The organism is Streptomyces sp. TP-A0356 (assembly GCF_001417775.1).
In the GTDB taxonomy this organism is placed as follows: Bacteria; Actinomycetota; Actinomycetes; order Streptomycetales; family Streptomycetaceae; genus Streptomyces.
The window spans coordinates 57,971-73,933 of record NZ_BBZJ01000032.1 but is presented as its reverse complement, the minus strand read 5'-3'; the positions used below and the strand labels follow the sequence as shown (position 1 = coordinate 73,933).

10 protein-coding genes are annotated in these 15,963 nt (G+C 72.6%); 1 reads left to right on the top strand and 9 read right to left on the bottom strand.

What is annotated here, in order from left to right; genetic code table 11:
- Positions 1–45 precede the first annotated feature (45 nt).
- The 4 genes from galE to ASC56_RS32235 form a co-directional block, all read right to left on the bottom strand.
- The gene (gene galE / locus ASC56_RS32250; protein ID WP_055495137.1) at positions 46–1,026 is read right to left on the bottom strand and encodes a UDP-glucose 4-epimerase GalE; all 981 of its coding nucleotides are present in this window, start codon (positions 1,024–1,026) and stop codon (positions 46–48) included.
- A 37-nt stretch (positions 1,027–1,063) separates the two neighbouring features.
- Positions 1,064–2,665, bottom strand: a complete 1,602-nt coding sequence (locus tag ASC56_RS32245; RefSeq protein WP_055495136.1) for a glycosyltransferase family 2 protein — start codon at positions 2,663–2,665, stop codon at positions 1,064–1,066.
- 55 nt (positions 2,666–2,720) lie between these two features.
- On the bottom strand, positions 2,721–3,986 hold the full coding sequence (locus ASC56_RS32240; RefSeq protein WP_055495135.1) for a glycosyltransferase family 87 protein: 1,266 nt from the start codon (positions 3,984–3,986) through the stop codon (positions 2,721–2,723).
- Between the two features lie 263 nt (positions 3,987–4,249).
- Positions 4,250–4,747, bottom strand: a complete 498-nt coding sequence (locus ASC56_RS32235) for a MarR family winged helix-turn-helix transcriptional regulator (protein WP_055495134.1) — start codon at positions 4,745–4,747, stop codon at positions 4,250–4,252.
- 128 nt (positions 4,748–4,875) lie between these two features.
- Here ASC56_RS32235 and ASC56_RS32230 point away from each other — a divergent pair, with 128 nt between their 5' ends.
- On the top strand, positions 4,876–5,289 hold the full coding sequence (locus ASC56_RS32230) for an organic hydroperoxide resistance protein (RefSeq protein ID WP_055495133.1): 414 nt from the start codon (positions 4,876–4,878) through the stop codon (positions 5,287–5,289).
- Positions 5,290–5,675: 386 nt separating this feature from the next.
- Here the strand turns inward: ASC56_RS32230 and ASC56_RS32225 are convergent, their stop codons facing one another.
- From ASC56_RS32225 to ASC56_RS32205, 5 genes are all read right to left on the bottom strand, one after another.
- Positions 5,676–7,931, bottom strand: a complete 2,256-nt coding sequence (locus ASC56_RS32225; protein ID WP_055495132.1) for a bifunctional glycosyltransferase family 2 protein/CDP-glycerol:glycerophosphate glycerophosphotransferase — start codon at positions 7,929–7,931, stop codon at positions 5,676–5,678.
- Between the two features lie 164 nt (positions 7,932–8,095).
- Positions 8,096–9,004 (bottom strand): carbohydrate ABC transporter permease, encoded by a 909-nt coding sequence (locus ASC56_RS32220; RefSeq protein WP_055495131.1) that lies wholly within the window; start codon positions 9,002–9,004, stop codon positions 8,096–8,098.
- Positions 9,001–10,341 carry a carbohydrate ABC transporter permease gene (locus ASC56_RS32215; RefSeq protein ID WP_107309403.1) on the bottom strand — a complete coding sequence of 447 codons (1,341 nt, stop codon included), beginning with the start codon at positions 10,339–10,341 and terminating at the stop codon, positions 9,001–9,003. The genes ASC56_RS32220 and ASC56_RS32215 overlap by 4 nt, the downstream gene beginning before the upstream one ends.
- A 33-nt stretch (positions 10,342–10,374) precedes the next feature.
- Complete coding sequence (locus ASC56_RS32210) at positions 10,375–11,787, bottom strand: ABC transporter substrate-binding protein (protein ID WP_055495130.1); 1,413 nt, start codon at positions 11,785–11,787, stop codon at positions 10,375–10,377.
- A 189-nt stretch (positions 11,788–11,976) separates the two neighbouring features.
- The gene (locus ASC56_RS32205) at positions 11,977–15,507 is read right to left on the bottom strand and encodes an FHA domain-containing protein (RefSeq protein ID WP_055495129.1); all 3,531 of its coding nucleotides are present in this window, start codon (positions 15,505–15,507) and stop codon (positions 11,977–11,979) included.
- Between the last annotated feature and the right edge of the window lie 456 nt (positions 15,508–15,963).

Genomic DNA, 15,963 nt, shown 5'->3' with positions numbered 1-15,963 from the left:
CGTTCGCCGATCACGGCTCCGGACGCGGGCGGCCGCCCCTGGTGTTCAGCCGCGCGCCGCCTCCGGGTGGAGGCGTACCCAGCCCTCCCACGCCGACGTGATCATGTCCTCCACGTCGTGCTTCGCGGTCCAGCCCAGTTCCTTGGCGATGCGGTCGGCCGACGCGACGACGCGGGCCGGGTCGCCGGCGCGGCGGGGGGTGACCGTCGCCGGGGTGTCGTAGCCCGTGATCGCGTTGATGCGGTCGATCATCTCGCGGACCGACACGCCTTCCCCCCGGCCGATGTTGAGGGTCAGGTCCGTGCCGGGAGTGGCCTGCAGCGCGCGGGCCGCGGCCACGTGGGCCTCCGCCAGGTCGACCACGTGGATGTAGTCGCGCACGCAGGTGCCGTCCGGCGTGGCGTAGTCGTCGCCGAAGATGCGCGGGGGCGCGTTCTCCGTCAGCTTCTCGAAGACCATGGGGATCAGGTTGAAGACACCGACGTCGGCCAGCTCCGGCGCCGCCGCGCCCGCCACGTTGAAGTAGCGCAGGGACGCCGTGGACAGGCCCGTGGCCCGGGCCGTCGCCCGCACCAGCCACTCGCCGACGAGCTTCGTCTCGCCGTACGGCGACATCGGCACGCACGGCGTCTCCTCCGTCACCAGGTCCACGTCCGGCATGCCGTACACCGCGGCGGACGAGGAGAACACGAAGGAGGAGACCCCCGCGTCCGTCACCGCCTCCAGCAGGACGCGCAGCCCCTCCACGTTCTCTCGGTAGTAGTGCAGCGGGAGCTCGACCGACTCGCCGACCTGCTTCTTCGCCGCCAGGTGCACGACCCCCGTCACCGCGTGCTCCGTCAGAGTGCGGCGCAGCAACTCGCCGTCCAGCGTGGAACCCTCCACCAGCGGCACGTCCGAGGGCAGGCGCTCGGCGATGCCCGTGGACAGGTCGTCGTACACCACGGCCCGTTCGCCCGCCTCGGTCATCGCGCGGACGACGTGCGCCCCGATGTATCCGGCGCCGCCGGTGATCAGCCAGGTCATGTGCCGCCGTCTCCTCGTACCCATCGTCTTCTTGCAGTTACTTCCAGTGAATCAGGCGCCGGAACCTGCGACCCATGACGGACGTCACTCCGCGCGGTCCCGGTGCCACCCGCAGGGCCAGCGCCCCGGAGTGCGTCGCGTACGGCTGCACCAGCAGCACCCCGTGCCTCACGCTCGGCACCACGTGGCGGCCCAGCAGACCGGGGCCCGTCACGGCGTGGGGCGTCGTGTCGCGGCTCGTGCCGTCGTCGAAGCGGAGCGTCAGCCGCAGGTCCCAGGTGCCGGAGCCGAGCGCCGCGAGGTCCACGGGCAGTTCGGCCGTCCAGCCGCCCGCATCCGCGTCCGGCTCGAGCGCGGCCGTGCGCGCCAGGCCCACCCGCGTGCTGTCCTCCCGGAGCACGAATTCGATGTCCACCCCGGCCGGACGCGCGTTCTCCACCCGCCCGTACAGCTCGTGCAGGCGCAGCCGCAGCCGGGTCGCACGCGCGCGTGGGCGCAGTTCGGCGTCGACGGCGACCGGCAGGTGCTGCATCGGGCGGTGCAGCAGGTGCTCCAGCTGGACCTGCGGCAGGTCCTGCGACCAGACGGGGGTGCCGTCCGCGGTGCTCGCGTAGGGCGGGGTCAGCCGCGCCGGGCGGGCCGCCAGCTCCTTGAGCCGGTGCAGGTCGCGCGGCTGCTCGGAGGCGAGCAGCACCTGCGCGATCAACCGGCCCGGCACGGACGCCTGGGCGAAGTCGGCCGCGTCGAAGTCCGACAGGTACGCCCGCGTGAGCTTCCACCACTCGGTGCGGTACCCGGCGTCGCGAAGGGGCAGCTCCCGCGCGTACATGCGCAGCCCACGGTCCAGGAAGGTGGTGCGCGCCGCCCGCGCGAGCCGCTTCTCGCCGGCGCCCAGCAGGATCTCGTACGCCTGCCGGGTCGCCTCCATCCGCGCCTTCCAGTTGTCGATGCCGGCGCGGTCGAGGGAGATGGACAGGCGCTCGGCCGCGCGGCGGACGTGCCAGACGTACACCGTGTCGGGGACCAGGGCGATGCTCGGTCCGGCGGCCAGCACCCGCGCGCTGAACACGAAGTCCTCGTAGCGGAAGCGACCCTCGGGGAAGCGTATGCCGTGCTCGCGCAGGAAGTCGGTGCGGTACAGCTTGTTGACGCACAGGGTGTCGTAGGCCAGGCGGGGGCGCCGGGAGGGGTGGGAGACCACCGCGGACCGCTCGTACAGCTCCGGCTGCCAGGGGACCTCGCGGCCCGACGGCAGCTCGCGGCGCACGCACAGGCCCGCGGCGAGCGGGGTCCCATGGGCGACGGCGGCCATGAGCAGCGCGTCCACCGCGCCGGGCGGCAGTACGTCGTCGCTGTCCAGGAACATCAGATACGGGGCGGTCGCCGCGTCGATCCCGTCGTTGCGCGGGGTGCCGCAGCCGCCGCTGTTGTCGGTTCTGCGCACCACCCTCACACGCGGGTCCTCGGCGGCGAGGGCGTCCAGCAGCTCGGGGCTGCCGTCCGTCGAGCAGTCGTCGACCGCGATCACCTCACGGACGACACCGCCCTGTGCGAGAGCCGAACGCACCGCGTGCGTCACATGAGGAGCGTCGTCGTAACCAATGACGACGACGCTGACCTGTGCATCGTGAGGGTGCATCGAATCCACGGGCTAGGAGCGTAGGGACAGCTGGCAATGATCCGTTAAGAGGACCTTAACCTCCTGTGGGGGAGAGGACAGGAATCCTAGCGGGGTTCCGCGTCGGACCGTCCGGTTCCGGGTGGTCCGGGAGGGGACGTCCCGAGCGCCACAGGCGCACGAAGGATGCGACGGCCGCGGCAGCCAGCAGTCCGTTGCGTACGAGCATCAACACGCAACCCACCCACGTGGTGTTGATCACTTGCCCGTAGAGGGTGGGGTACTCCATCGTGCTGACCGCGGTCGCCGCCAGGATGAGCAGGGCCACCGGGCGCTGCGTGGTGTGCCGTGACGTCAGACACACGGCGGCCAGGCCGATCAGCCACACCATGTACTGGGGGCTGATCACCCGGCTCGTGACCGTGAACAGCAGGACGGCCGCGAGCGCCGCGTCGTACGGGGTCGCAGCCGTCCAGCGGCGGGCCCGAAGCCGCCACAGCAGCAGCAGGGCGAAGGCGACCACGGTCAATGCGAGCGAACCCACGGCGACGTCGTGCACATGCGGGCCGACGAACTCCACGGCCCCGTACTGGTAGTGCGTGCGCCCCGGCCAGCCCGCCTGGCGCGCGAACATGAGCACCGTGCCGCCCAGCGACTCGATCTGCACGCCCCGGCCGCCCTGCTGGCGCAGGAAGTCGAACGGGTTGCGGAACAGGGCCGCCAGCAAGGCCAGCAGGGTGATCGCCGTCACAGCGGCCGCCGTCCACGCCTCGCGGGTGGTGCGGCCGCGCGGTGTGCCGATGAGCGCCAGTGCCGGCCATACCTTCACCAGGGCGCCCAGCGCCGCGAACGCTCCGCATGCGCGTTTGGAGCGTGACAACGCCAACAGGGAGATGACCGCGAAGGCGGTGACCTGTACGTCGTACCGGGCGAGCGGGATGTGCAGCAGCAGCGGCAGGCCCGCGATCCACAGTCCCGCGCCGCGCAGCGAGCGGCCGGGGCGGATGCCCGCGCGCACCAGCACGAGCGCGATGACGGCGTCCGTGAGCACGGTGAGGACCACGAACGCCTGGAAGTAGGTCAGGTTCGGCAGCAGCGCGGGGGAGAGCAGCACCAGGCCGGCACCGGGCGGGTACTGCCACAGGTGGTCGCCCGAGGGGAACGCGCCGTGGGTGAGGCCGCCGTACCACTGGAAGTACAGCTTCCACACCTCGCGCGCGACCCCTCCGCTGCCCAGCAGCGTGGGCTGGTCGTGGGCGAGCAGCCACAGCATCAGGGCGCGGCTGGCGAGCCAGCCGACGGCGAGGAGAAGCAACCGATGTCTCCTGCGGACCTTCTTCATCAGTGGCGACGAAAAGGGCGCGGATGCGGTCGCTGGGGGCTCCGTGGCACTCTTCAAGACACTCATCAAGCCCGGATGGTAAGCCGCATGGTCGTCGCATGCGGGCAGGTGCGCCGTCAATACCCGGCAAAAAGGTTAGTTAATCACACGAAACCGGTCCCTGTTGAATGCGGGCATGAGTCGGTCACCGGCACGCTTCGACCCTACGTACGCCTCTGCGTACGCCGCGAGCAGCGGACGCGCCTCGCCGACGGGGACCGACCCTAGGCGCAGCCGGGCGTCTCATCCAGTGCCGCCGCGTCCAGCGCCACGGTCAGACGGTCGAGTCGGGTCCGCAGCTCCGTGATCTCCGTCAGGTCGAAGCCGGTCGCCGCGGCGATACGGCGGGGGACCAGCAGGGCGCGCTCCTTCAGTGCCATGCCCTCGTCGGTGAGGTGGACGTGCACGGACCGTTCGTCGCGCGTGCTGCGCTCCCGCCGTACCAGGCCCGCCGCCTCCAGCCGCTTCAGCAGCGGCGACAGCGTTCCGGAGTCCAGCCGCAGATGCTCGCCGAGCTTCTTCACCGGCAGCTCTCCGTGCTCCCACAGCACCAGCATCACGAGGTACTGCGGATAGGTGAGCCCGAGGTCCTTCAGTACGACGCGGTAGACGCCGTTGAAGGCGCGGGACGCGGCGTTGAGCGAGAAGCAGATCTGGCGGTCGAGCCGCAGGAACTCCTCGTCCGCGGAGGCCTCGGCGCTGGGGGTCGGCGTGGTCGTCATGCCCTTCAGGATAGCTTGTGTGGGCTATTTAGTTGTACACAACTGAATTGTGTGCTCTACTTGTCCTCATGAGGCGGCCCGGACACCCCGGAGAGCCGGCCGCCTGAACTCGAGAGGGATGGTTCTCCATGGACGCGCTCTACACCGCCGTCGCCACCGCCACCCACGGCCGCGACGGGCGCGCCGTCAGCTCCGACGGCAAGCTTGACCTCCAGCTGGCCATTCCGGTGGAGATGGGCGGCAGCGGCCAGGGCACCAACCCCGAGCAGCTGTTCGCCGCCGGGTACGCCGCCTGCTTCGCCAGCGCCCTCGGCCTGGTCGGCCGACAGGCGAAGGTCGATGTCAGCGACGCCGCGGTGACCGGTGAGGTCGGCATCGGCAAGCAGGGCGAGGGCTTCGGCCTCGCGGTCACCCTGCGCATCGAGCTGCCCGACTCCGTGGACGAGGCGACCGGCCGCAAGCTGGTCGAGCAGGCCCACCAGGTCTGCCCCTACTCCAACGCGACCCGCGGCAACATCCCGGTCGAGCTCGTCATCGAGTAGTCGAGCTCGTCATCGAGTAATCGACACCGCGCGCGGCCTCGTACGTCCTCGACGGCGTACGAGGCCGTTCGCCTGTCCGCGCCCGGCCCGGGGGCGACGCTCATGTCGAGCACTCACGTCGAGGTCAGCACATCGCGGTCACCCGTGGCCGGCTGGGGGATCGATGCCTGGGCGTCGTGACCGGACCGCACCGGCCGGGAAGGCGAGCCGGTACGCGGCGACGAACGCGCGGCGGTACGCGGCGCTGCACGGGGGCACGGGGGTCCTGTCCCCGGGCCCGGATGTCGTGGGAGGCGGCGCGCCGGCCGTCCGGCGGGACGCCAGGTGATGGGCCTGGTGGGGGTCGGCCTGCGCGGCATGGCGGAACTCCGGGGCTCGGGGCCGGGTCAGAGGCGCTCGGTGACCGGCACACGGCGGCCCGGCGCCGGGACGGTCGCGAGCCGCACCGTCGGCAGGCCCGCCGCGGCGGACGGGACCGGATGCCGGCCTGCCAGGGGCACGACCGGCGGCAGCCAGGCGTTCTCCCCGAGCACGACCCGGCGCACGATCCGCTCGGCGGCGCGCCCGTCGTCGTGCGGGCAGAAGCGTTCGCGGAACGCGGCCCGCAACTGCGCCGAGCGCGAGCCGCACCAGTGGCCCGTCACGAAGATGTCGATCAGCTCGTCCTCGTCGCGGGCGACGGCGCCCGGCGGGAAGGCCCGCAGGTCGAAGTAGGTGCCGCGGGCCGCCTCGTACGCCTCCCAGTCGTCCGCGTACACCACGATCGGGCGGTCGAGGTTGGCGTAGTCGAACATCAGCGACGAGTAGTCGGTGACCAGCGCGTCCGACGCCAGGCAGACCGACTCCACGCTCGGGTGGCCGGAGACGTCGATGACCCGGCCGCCGCCGTCCCGCACGAGCGGCTCGCCGTGGGAGGGGTGCGCGCGGGTCAGCAGCACATGGCGCGGGCCGAGCCGGTGCAGGACGCGCTCCAGGTCCAGGGCGAGGCGCCCGCCGGGGCGGTAGTCGCGGTAGGTCGGCGCGTACAGGATCGCCACCGAACCCTCGGGGATGCCGAAGGTCTCCCGCAGCCGGGTCACGTCCGCCGAGGTCGACCGGGCGAAGACGTCGTTTCGGGGGAGCCCGTACTCCAGCGTGGTGAACGAGGACGGGAACACGCGCTCCCAGACGAGAGTGGAGTGGCGGTTGGCGGAGACGACGTAGTCCCAGGTGTCGGCGGAGCGCAGCATCCGGCCGAAGTCGGTGCCGGCGGCGGCCGCCGGACGGTCCTGGAGGTCCAGGCCCATGCGCTTGAGCGGGGTGCCCTGCCGGGTCTGGACCACGACCTGGCCGGGGCGCTTGATCAGTCGGCGGTCGAAGTCGGCGTTGTGGACGAGGTACTTGGAGCGGGCCAGCGCCGTCCAGTACCCGGCCGAGCCGGGCCGCAGCCGGCGCGTGGCCACCGGGATCGTGTGGTGGTGCTCGGGCTGCGCGATCCACGCGGTGCGGATGTGCGGGACCAGATTGCGGAACGCGGACTCCAGGGCGCCCGGGTTGCAGCCGTACGCGCCCCCTGCGTCTCGGGAGAAGACGGCACGGTCGGCGCGCAGCGGGAGGCGGAGCTGGATGCGGTAGTGCGCCCGCAGCGCGGCGGCGGCCAGAGCCCGGGTTCCCCGGGCGGCCGGGCGCCGCATCCCGCGCGCGAGGCGCCAGGCCAGGGACAGCAGACGGTGGGTGCGATGGCCGCCGAAGCGGATCAGCAGATGGCGCGGGTGCAGGGGGGCGCCAGGGACGCGGTAGCGGCGGTAGTGGGCGCGGGCCCGCCGCAGGAACTCGGCGCGGCTGTCCCGCGGCAGCCGGCCGCGCCGGACGTAGACCGTGACCAGATGGTCGACCATGAGGCGGAACAGCGCCGGCCGCCAGCGGGTGAGCCCGGGGCGCGTGTCGACGTACGTGAAGACCCGGTCGTACTGGTCGAAGATGTCGAAGTGCGTGCGGCTGGTCGAGCCGAGGATGTTGCCCCGGCGGCGCCGGCGGTAGTGGACGCAGACCCGGCCGAGGGTGGCGATGGTGTCCGCGGTCAGCAGCACCGGGAACGTCCAGGGGGCGTCCTCGTAGTCGCCGGGCGGGAAGGTGAAGCCCTCCCGCTCGACGAAGTCCCGGCGGTAGGCCTTGTTCGAGACCATCATCGGCAGCGAGAGCAGGCCGGGACGGTCGGCGAGGCCGAAGGGCGCCGGACCCCGCTCGGTGAGCAGGGTGGCGAACTGGTTGCGGACCGTCCTGCCCGTCCAGTACGTACGGGCGTAGTCGAAGACCAGGACGTCCGGGTCGGAGGTGTCCTTCAGCCGGTCGGCGATGTCCCGGAGCGCGCCCGGGGCCAGGCTGTCGTGGCCGTCCAGGAAGAGCAGATAGTCGCCCCCGGCCCGCTCCAGCCCCGCGTTGCGAGCGCGCCCGAGCCCCACGTTCCGGGGCAGGTGCACCGGACGGACACGGGGGTCGTCGGCGGCGAACTCGTCGATGATCGCGCCGCAGGCGTCGGGCGAGTGGTCGTCGACCGCGATCACTTCCAGGTCCGTGTACGACTGTTCCAGCACGGATGTGAGGCATTCCTGGAGGTACGCCTGAACCTTGTACGCGGGGACGATGACACTGAACCTGGGCAAGGGGCATCCATGGGATCGACGCGGGCATACTGCCCGGAAACGGCCGATGGGGTGGTTTGGTTACGCCGGATGTGGCATGTGAGGGAACGCCGACGGAAACCCCGGGCGAACGGCGAGGGGTGGACCGGCCCTCGGTCCACCCCTGAACCTCCGTGCGGCAGCGGCTACTTGACCGCCCCGGCCATGACGCCCGACACGAACTGCCGCTGGAACGCGAAGAACACGGCCAGCGGGATCACCATCGAGATGAACGCGCCCGGTGCCAGGACATCGATGTTGTTGCCGAACTGGCGTACCTGCGTCTGCAGCGCCACCGTGATCGGCTGGGTGCCGGACTTGGTGAACACCAGCGCCACCAGCATGTCGTTCCACACCCACAGGAACTGGAAGATGCCGAGGCTCGCGATCGCGGGACCGCCGAGCGGCATCACGACGCGGGCGAACAGCCGCAGCTCGCCCGCGCCGTCGAGACGGGCCGCCTCCAGCAGTTCCCGGGGGATCTCCGCGAAGAAGTTCCGCAGCAGGAACACCGCGAAGGGCAGACCGAAGCCCGTGTGGAAGAGGATCACGCCCAGGACCGTGCCGAACAGGCCGATCCTGCCGAACAGTTCGGCGATCGGGATCAGCGCCACCTGCACGGGCACGACCAGCAGGCCGACCACGCCCAGGAACCACCAGTCGCGGCCCGGGAACTCCATCCAGGCGAAGGCGTAGCCCGCGAGGGAGCCGATCACCACGACCAGGATCGTGGCCGGGACGGTGATCAGCACCGTGTTCACCAGGGAGTTGGTGATGTCGCCGTTCTCCAGGAGCTTCTGGTAGCTCTCGAACGTCAGCTGCGAGGGCTTGCTGAAGACCTCCCACCAGCCGGACCCGCTCATGTCGGCCGGCTTGCGCAGCGAGGCCAGGAGCAGACCGACGGTCGGCACCAGCCAGAACAGGCCCACCAGGATGAGGAAGACGCGCACCAGACCGCCGCCGACGCCTTCCGCGAGCCGTGCGCCGAGGGACCGCTTCGCCTTGACGGCGGTGACGGGCGCCGCCTTCGTCGGACGTCCGGCATACGTCGTCATCGCCTGACCTCCCGCCGCAGCCGCCGGATGTTGAACAGCATCACCGGGATCACGAGCAGCAGCAGGAACACCGCGATCGCGCTCGCGATGCCCGGCTGGTCCTCCGAGAAGCCCTTGCGATACAGCTCCAGGGCCAGGACGTTCGCATCGCCCTGGGACGAGCCCGGCGGAATGATGAAGATCAGGTCGAAGATCTTCAGAACGTTGATCATCAACGTGACGGCGACGACCGCGAGCACGGGTGCCAGCAGCGGCACGGTGACCCGGCGGAACACCTGCCACTCGTTCGCGCCGTCCACCCGCGCCGCCTCCAGCAGCTCCCGCGGCACGCCCGCGAGCCCCGCGGCGATCAGCACCATCGCGAAACCGGCCCACATCCATACGTACGCGCCGATGACGGAGGGTGTGACGAGCGCCGGCCCGAGCCAGTCGACCCCGTTGTACGGCTCGCGGAAGTTGCTCGCCGGAAGCCGCAGCCGGGCCCCGTCGGCGGCGGCCGGGAGCGTGAACGTGCCGTCGGCGGCGGCCTTGGTCGAGGCAACGACCCTGCCGTCCCTCACCGCCTCGATCCGCATTCCGGCGTAACCCTGTTCGGACGGGTCGACCACGCCGAGTCTGCCGACGCCCTTGCCGCGGGTGAAGTCCTGCCAGGCCGTGCCGGTGATCTTCCCGGGCTCCGGCTTCGCCTGGACGGCCCTCTTCGCGCTCTTCGGCATCTTGTCGGGCGCGACGCCCACCAGGGGAAGCGGCACCGACTGGCCCGTGTGCACGGTCGCGGTGGTGAGGAAGCCGCCCCGGTCGGGTGTCAGGGGCGACCGGCGGCCCGGATGGGCCTTCGGGAACGCGGACGACTCGGCGAACGTGTCGTGGACGCCCACCCACACCGCGTTGGCGACACCCTTGCCCGGGTCCTGGTCGTAGACCAGCCGGAAGATGATCCCGGCGGCGAGCATCGAGATCGCCATCGGCATGAAGACGACCAGCTTGAACGCCGTTCCCCAGCGCACCCGTTCGGTCAGCACCGCGAAGATCAGGCCCAGCGCGGTCGAGACGGCCGGTGCGACCACCACCCAGACGATGTTGTTCTTCAGGGCGGTACGGATGGCGTCGTCCGTGAACAGGGCCTGGTAGTTGTCGAATCCGGTGAACGAGTCGCCGGGCCGGTCGAGGAAGCTGCGGATCAGCGAGTACCCGATCGGGTAGACCACGAGCGCCCCGAGCAGCACCAGGGCGGGCAGCAGGAACAGGGCCGCCACGGTCCTCCGGGTGCCGGTCACGCTCTTGCGCGTAGGGGCCTCGGGCGCCGGCGCGGCGCCCGAGGCCGTGACCGGCTTCATCGCCGGCTCACTCCTCGTGCGGTCATGCCCGGCTCAGCCCCCGTACGCCTTCGCCGCGTCCGCCTCCAGCTTCGTCTGGGTGCCCGCGACGTCCTTCGGGTTCTTCAGGAAGTCCTGGAGGTCCTTCCACTCGCCCTTGCCGGGCGTGCCGCCGAAGGCCTGCGGGGCCTGGTCGGACATGTCGAAGCGGAAGTTGTCTCCGGCGTCGATCAGTGCCTTGGCCATCTTCTGCTGCACCGCGTTCGGGTACGCGGACGGCGCGACCGACTTGTTGGGCGAAAGATAGCCGCCGAGCTTCGCCTGGATCGTGGCCGCGTCCGGGGAGGCCAGGAAGGTGACCAGCGCCTGGGCCGCCTTGGAGTCCTTGAAGACGACGGCCGCGTCGCCGCCGGTGACCACGGGCGCCTGACCGCCCACGGCGGGGAACGGGAACACCTTCGCGTCCGTGCCGATCTTCGCCTTGGTCTCCCCGATGTTGACCTGCGCGAAGTCGCCCTCGAAGACCATGCCGGCCTTGGGCTGGGCGCCGCCGGTGAACGTCTGGGTCACGGAGACCGGGAACTCGGTCTGCAGCGCGCCCTTCGCGCCGCCCGCGATGTACTCCTGCTTGCCCCAGATCTGGGCGAGCGTGGTCAGCGCGTCCTTCACGGACGGGTCCGTCCACTTGATCTTGTGCTGGGCCAGCTGATCGTACTTGTCCGGGCCCGCCTGGGAGAGATAGACGTTCTCGAACCAGTCGGTGAGGGTCCAGCCGTCGGCCCCGCCGATGGAGAAGGGGGTGACCCCGGAGTCGTAGACGGCCTGGGCGACCTTGGTCAACTCCTCCCAGCGCTTGGGCTCCTGGGCGCCCGCGCCCTGGAAGACCTTCGCGTTGTACCAGATCAGGGACTTGTTGGCGGCCTTGTAGTAGACGCCGTACTGCTTGCCACCCACCTTGCCGATGTCCTGCCAGCCCCCCGAGTAGTTCTTGGCGAGCTCCGCCTGCGCCTCGGCGCCGAGGGGCTTGGCCCAGTTCTTCTCGACGGCCTGCTTGATGGCGCCGGGCTGCGGGAGCAGCGCGACGTCCGGCGGCTGACCGCCGGCGATCTTCGAACCGAGGAAGTTGACGATCGGGTCCTGAGCGGGCACGAAGGTGACCTTGGCGCCGGTGCGCTTCTCGAACTCGGCGAGCACCTTCTTGAAGTTGGCCTGCTCGCCGCCGGTCCAGACGGCGGCGACCTCCAGGGTCTGGCCGTTCAGCTTGGGGAGCGTGACCGTGGCGCCGCTCTCCTGGCCGCCGCCGCTCGCCTTGTCGCTGCCGTTCTTGTGGGTGTCGTTGCTGCAGCCGGTGAGCGCGAGGGCCCCGGCGACGACGGCGGCCGCCACGGTCTGTGCGGCTCGGCGGGTCCTGTGGGTGGGGTGCGTGGGGTGCTTCGGCGACTTGCGTGTACGAAGAGTGCTGTGCATCACTGCCCCGTTCTTCGTTCCTCGTCGAACGTGCGGACGCTGTCCCGTGCGCTCTGGTGTACGCGGGGTCGTTCGGGGCGGCAAGGGCACCTGCAGTGTCAACCGGCCGATCGTGACCGCGTCGTGACGTTCGGTGAGCAGCGTGGCCGAGCCCCGGCCCGGCAGGGGCGGGCATAGTGCAAGGACCCCTTACAACAGCGACGGCACCTCCGTCGCCGACACCGACCGAGCCGCCCGCTCCAGCGCGCTCGCCAGCAGGGCCAAGTCCGTCGGGCCGTTGCCCAGTTCGCGCACCGGGCGGCGGGCCGGGGGATCGCCCATACGGTGCCACTCCAGGGGGACGACCGTGGGCCGGAGCGTCGCCGTGCGGGGGATACGGCCGGTGATCCGCCCGCTCTGGAAGGGCGTCACCCTGCCGTCCGGCCGCGTCAACTTCCCGCGCCCCGGCGCCGGTTCGTCCGGGCCGGACGACACCGCCTCCAGGGTGATGCGGAGCGAGGCCGTGCGGGTCGGCTCCCACTGGGCCGTCCGTCCGCCCGGGCCGGCGGCGGCCACGAGGTGCACCCCGAGCCGCTCCCCGTCCCTGGCCACCGCCTCCAGCGCCCGTACGACCGATCCGGCCGCCGGGCGGCCCGGCGAGCCCAGCGCCGGGGAGAGCAGCGCGTCCAGGTCGTCGACCAGCACGACCAGCCGTGCCAGCGGCGGCCCCGCCTCCGTCCGCTGCCGCGTGGCCGCCGGGCGCAGCCGCAGCGTCGTGCTCGGCGGTGCATCGAGATCGCCCGAGGCCGCACTCACCGCTCGCTGCGGCACCATCCGGCCCGACACCTCGCGCCGGGTGTGCCACTCCGCGAAGCCGAGCCGGCCCAGCAGCTCGGCCCGCCGCTTCAGCTCGGCGCTCAGCGACTGGGCGAACTCCCGCATGCGCACGGGGTCGTTGGCCGCCAGGTGCGTGGTCACGTGCGGCAGGTCCGTACAGACCCGCAGGCCGTCCCCGCCGGTGCCGCCGTTCGCCCCGCAGTCGCGGCCGTCGACGAGCACGATCCCCAGCCGGTCCGGGCGCTCGGCCGCCGCGAGCGACGCGGCGATGGAGCGCAGCAACTCCGTACGACCACTGCCGGGCGGCCCCTCCAGCAGCAGATGCGGACCCTCGGCGGCGAGGTCCACGGACACCGGGCCGCGCGGCCCGGCGCCGAGTACTGCCCAGGCGCGTCCGCCCCGTGACTCCAAGTCGTCCGTCGCGTCCGCCCACCGCGCCATCAGCGAGGCCGGGGTGGCCCGCGCCAGTCCCAGCTCGTCCAGCAGCCGCGCCGCCTGGGGCAACGGTGCCGACACGCGTGCGTGCCGGTCCCCGCCGCCGTCCGTGCGCAGCGGGGCGAGCGCCCTCGCGAACCGCTCCGCCCACGCCGGGGACACCGCGTCCACGGCGGCGACCGTGCCGTTCCCCACCGGGGCGCGGGGCGCCCGCGCGGCGTCCGCGCCCTCCGACGGCGCGATCCGCAGCAGCCGCAGCGCCGTCGCCACATCGCCGCAGAGCAGCCCGACGGCTCCGCACTCCCGGAACACCGGCGAGGCCGCGCACGCCGCCTCGTAGGTCTCCGTCACCGGCGAGGCGGGCGAGGCGGCCGGCGCGTCGGCGAGGCAGACGACATGGATCCCGGCCCGCGCCCCCTCCTGCGCCAGCCGCACCACGGATTCGCGCAGATCGGCGCCACCGGGGTCGCCGTCCACGACCAGCACGGTGTACGGCCCCGGGAAGGCGCCGTCCGCCGGGTCCTCGTCCCGCGCCCACGAGGGGCGGTGGGCGGCACCTCGCAGGGAAGGTTCGCAAGCGTCATGGGGTGCCGCCGGTATGGAGGATGCCGATGATGCCGATGGTGCGGAAGCGGTGGTAGGCGCGGAAGGTGCAGACGGTGCCCAAGGGCTGGTACCCCTCGTGTCGGCGGGGCGTCCCCTCCCGGGCGTACGGTCCCCGGCCCCGTGGCCGACCGGGTCGGTCAGATGGTCCTCCAGGCGGCGGAGCAGTTCCTCCGTGCGGGCGGTCGCCTGTTCGCGGTCGTAGGCCAGCAGGAGCCGGCAGTCCTGGCCGTGGCCAGGGCGTAGATGCGGGAGCCAGCCGAGCCAGGACCAGTCGGCCGTGCGCTCCTCCAGCGCCCGGGAGCGGTCGGCGCTGATCAGGACCAGCTCCAGCGAGTCGGGGGAGTGCAGCGCGGCGAGCTGCGCGACCACCGCACGGGTCAGCCCGGCCAGCCGGGCCCGGGGCCCCGCCAGACCGAGCGCGCCCACCTCGCGCAGCCCGGCCGTCACCGGCACGGCGGGCAGCAGCGCCCCGTCCGGCGCGGCCCGGTCGGCCGTGCCCAGCCGCACGGTGAGGGCCTCCGGGTGACCGGGGCCCCGCTCCCACAGCCGTGGCCCGGGACCGAGCGCGGTCAGCAGCAGCGCCGCGGGGTCCGGCCACTTCTCCGGTGCCCGGGTGGCGGAGGAGGGCGCGGGCGCCCGCGCACCGGCGTCGTCGTATGCGATGCGGTCCGTGCCGCCCTGGTCGCCGCGGCCCCCGGTCAGCCGTCGCGCCCACGCGGTGAAGCCGCGCCTGCGCACCCCCGGCGGCACGTCCGTGCCACGTGGCGGGGTGCCCTTGCGCGTGCCCTCGTCCACCGGGCCCTGGTCCGCCGTGCCCTCGTCCACCGGGCCCTCGGGGGAGGGCGCCTCCAGCGGCCCGTGCTCCTGCGCCTCCGGAGCCACCCCGCCGGAGGCGCCCCAGCCGGTGACGCCGAAGCCGTGCTGCGTGTCCGCGGAGGGGAGCCCGGAGGGCAGCCCGGACGGGAGCCCGGACACGGTGGATCGCCCGGCATGGTCCTCCGTCGCGGAACGCCCCTCCCGAGGGCCGGGCACGGAGCCCTGTCCTCCCCGGGACGGGCTCCGATCGAGGGAGGGGTGCCCCGCTGCGGCGCCGCCGTCCACACCGGAGGCCGCGGCGGTTCCCGCACCCCTGACGCTTCCCGGCTCCGTCAGGCCTCCCGCGCGCGCGTGCGGCACGGCCGCGGCTGGCGCGGGACCCGCCGGGCCTTCCGGGTCCTGTGCACCGAGGACCCGCACATGCCCCTCTCCGTCCGGTGCCGTCGCCACGGATCCCGGGCCACCGGGCGGGGCCAGCCGCAGGGCCGACTCGCCCAGGCGCAGCAGCGCTCCCCGGGGGAAGCGCACCGGTCGGTCGGTCACCGGGCTGCCATCCAGCACGGTGCCGTTCGTGGAGCCGAGGTCGGCGACCGAGACACGGCCGTCGGCGGCGACGGTGATCGCGCAGTGCAGCCTGGAGACGTCCGGGTCGTCCAGCGGGACGTCCGCGTCGGCGGAGCGGCCTATGCGGATCACGCCGCCGTGCAGCAGATGGACGCCGCCCGCGTCCGGGCCCGCGACGACGTGCAGCTGGGCCGCGTCCTCGTCGGGCTCGGGGCCCGGTTCCGCCGGGGCGCCAAGGGTCAGCACCGCACCGTCCAGCAGCGGTGGCTCGCCGAGCGTGCAGCGCTGTGCGTCCAGTCGCTCCGCGCCCGCGTACAGCACGACGGGACCGTCGCCTCCGCCGACCGCCGAGGCCAGGCCCGAGGCCACCGCGGCCAGCGCCGTCCCGGCGGGCGCGGTGACCAGCACGTCGCAGCTCGCGGCGCGCGCCCGTGACTCCGGGGGCGGGCCCAGCGGGTCTAGGACGGTCAGCCGGATCTGCATCGCCGTCAGCGGTCCCTTCTGCGCGGCGCCCGGGGACGGGGACGGGGCCGCGCCGCGGTCCCCACCGCGACTTCCCCCACCGCACACGAGCACATCGGCCAGTACGGGATGCATCCTCGCACCTGCCACCGACAGTGCGCCCGCCGCCCGGCGCCAAGTGATCTTGATTGGTCGGCTCTGCCCGTAAAAGTGCCTGACCAGTGCTCCGCGGGGGTCCGCTTGAGATCGGTCACGCCCGGATCTGGCAACCGAGTGAACCGAAGCGAGCGTCTTCTCATCGAACACGTACGGGAACCTCGTACGTACACCAGACATGCGAAGCAACGGACATCACGCGCGGCCCCCCGGGGGGACGGCGCACGGAGACGGGAACGGCGATGTGCCCGCCGACGTCCACGGCTGTGCGAAGCGGCCGCGGACGCACAGGCCGTCGACAGCCCGGTGCCAGGTTCTGCG

What these genes read in the sequence shown, in the direction of transcription:
- ASC56_RS32210 (WP_055495130.1), bottom strand. Translation starts at nt 11,787, where the DNA reads ATGCACAGCACTCTTCGTACACGCAAGTCGCCGAAGCACCCCACGCAC.
- ASC56_RS32245 (WP_055495136.1), bottom strand. Translation starts at nt 2,665, where the DNA reads ATGCACCCTCACGATGCACAGGTCAGCGTCGTCGTCATTGGTTACGAC.
- ASC56_RS32240 (WP_055495135.1), bottom strand. Translation starts at nt 3,986, where the DNA reads ATGAAGAAGGTCCGCAGGAGACATCGGTTGCTTCTCCTCGCCGTCGGC.
- ASC56_RS32220 (WP_055495131.1), bottom strand. Translation starts at nt 9,004, where the DNA reads ATGACGACGTATGCCGGACGTCCGACGAAGGCGGCGCCCGTCACCGCC.
- ASC56_RS32235 (WP_055495134.1), bottom strand. Translation starts at nt 4,747, where the DNA reads ATGACGACCACGCCGACCCCCAGCGCCGAGGCCTCCGCGGACGAGGAG.
- ASC56_RS32205 (WP_055495129.1), bottom strand. Translation starts at nt 15,507, where the DNA reads ATGCAGATCCGGCTGACCGTCCTAGACCCGCTGGGCCCGCCCCCGGAG.
- ASC56_RS32230 (WP_055495133.1), top strand. Translation starts at nt 4,876, where the DNA reads ATGGACGCGCTCTACACCGCCGTCGCCACCGCCACCCACGGCCGCGAC.
- ASC56_RS32215 (WP_107309403.1), bottom strand. Translation starts at nt 10,341, where the DNA reads ATGAAGCCGGTCACGGCCTCGGGCGCCGCGCCGGCGCCCGAGGCCCCT.
- galE (WP_055495137.1), bottom strand. Translation starts at nt 1,026, where the DNA reads ATGACCTGGCTGATCACCGGCGGCGCCGGATACATCGGGGCGCACGTC.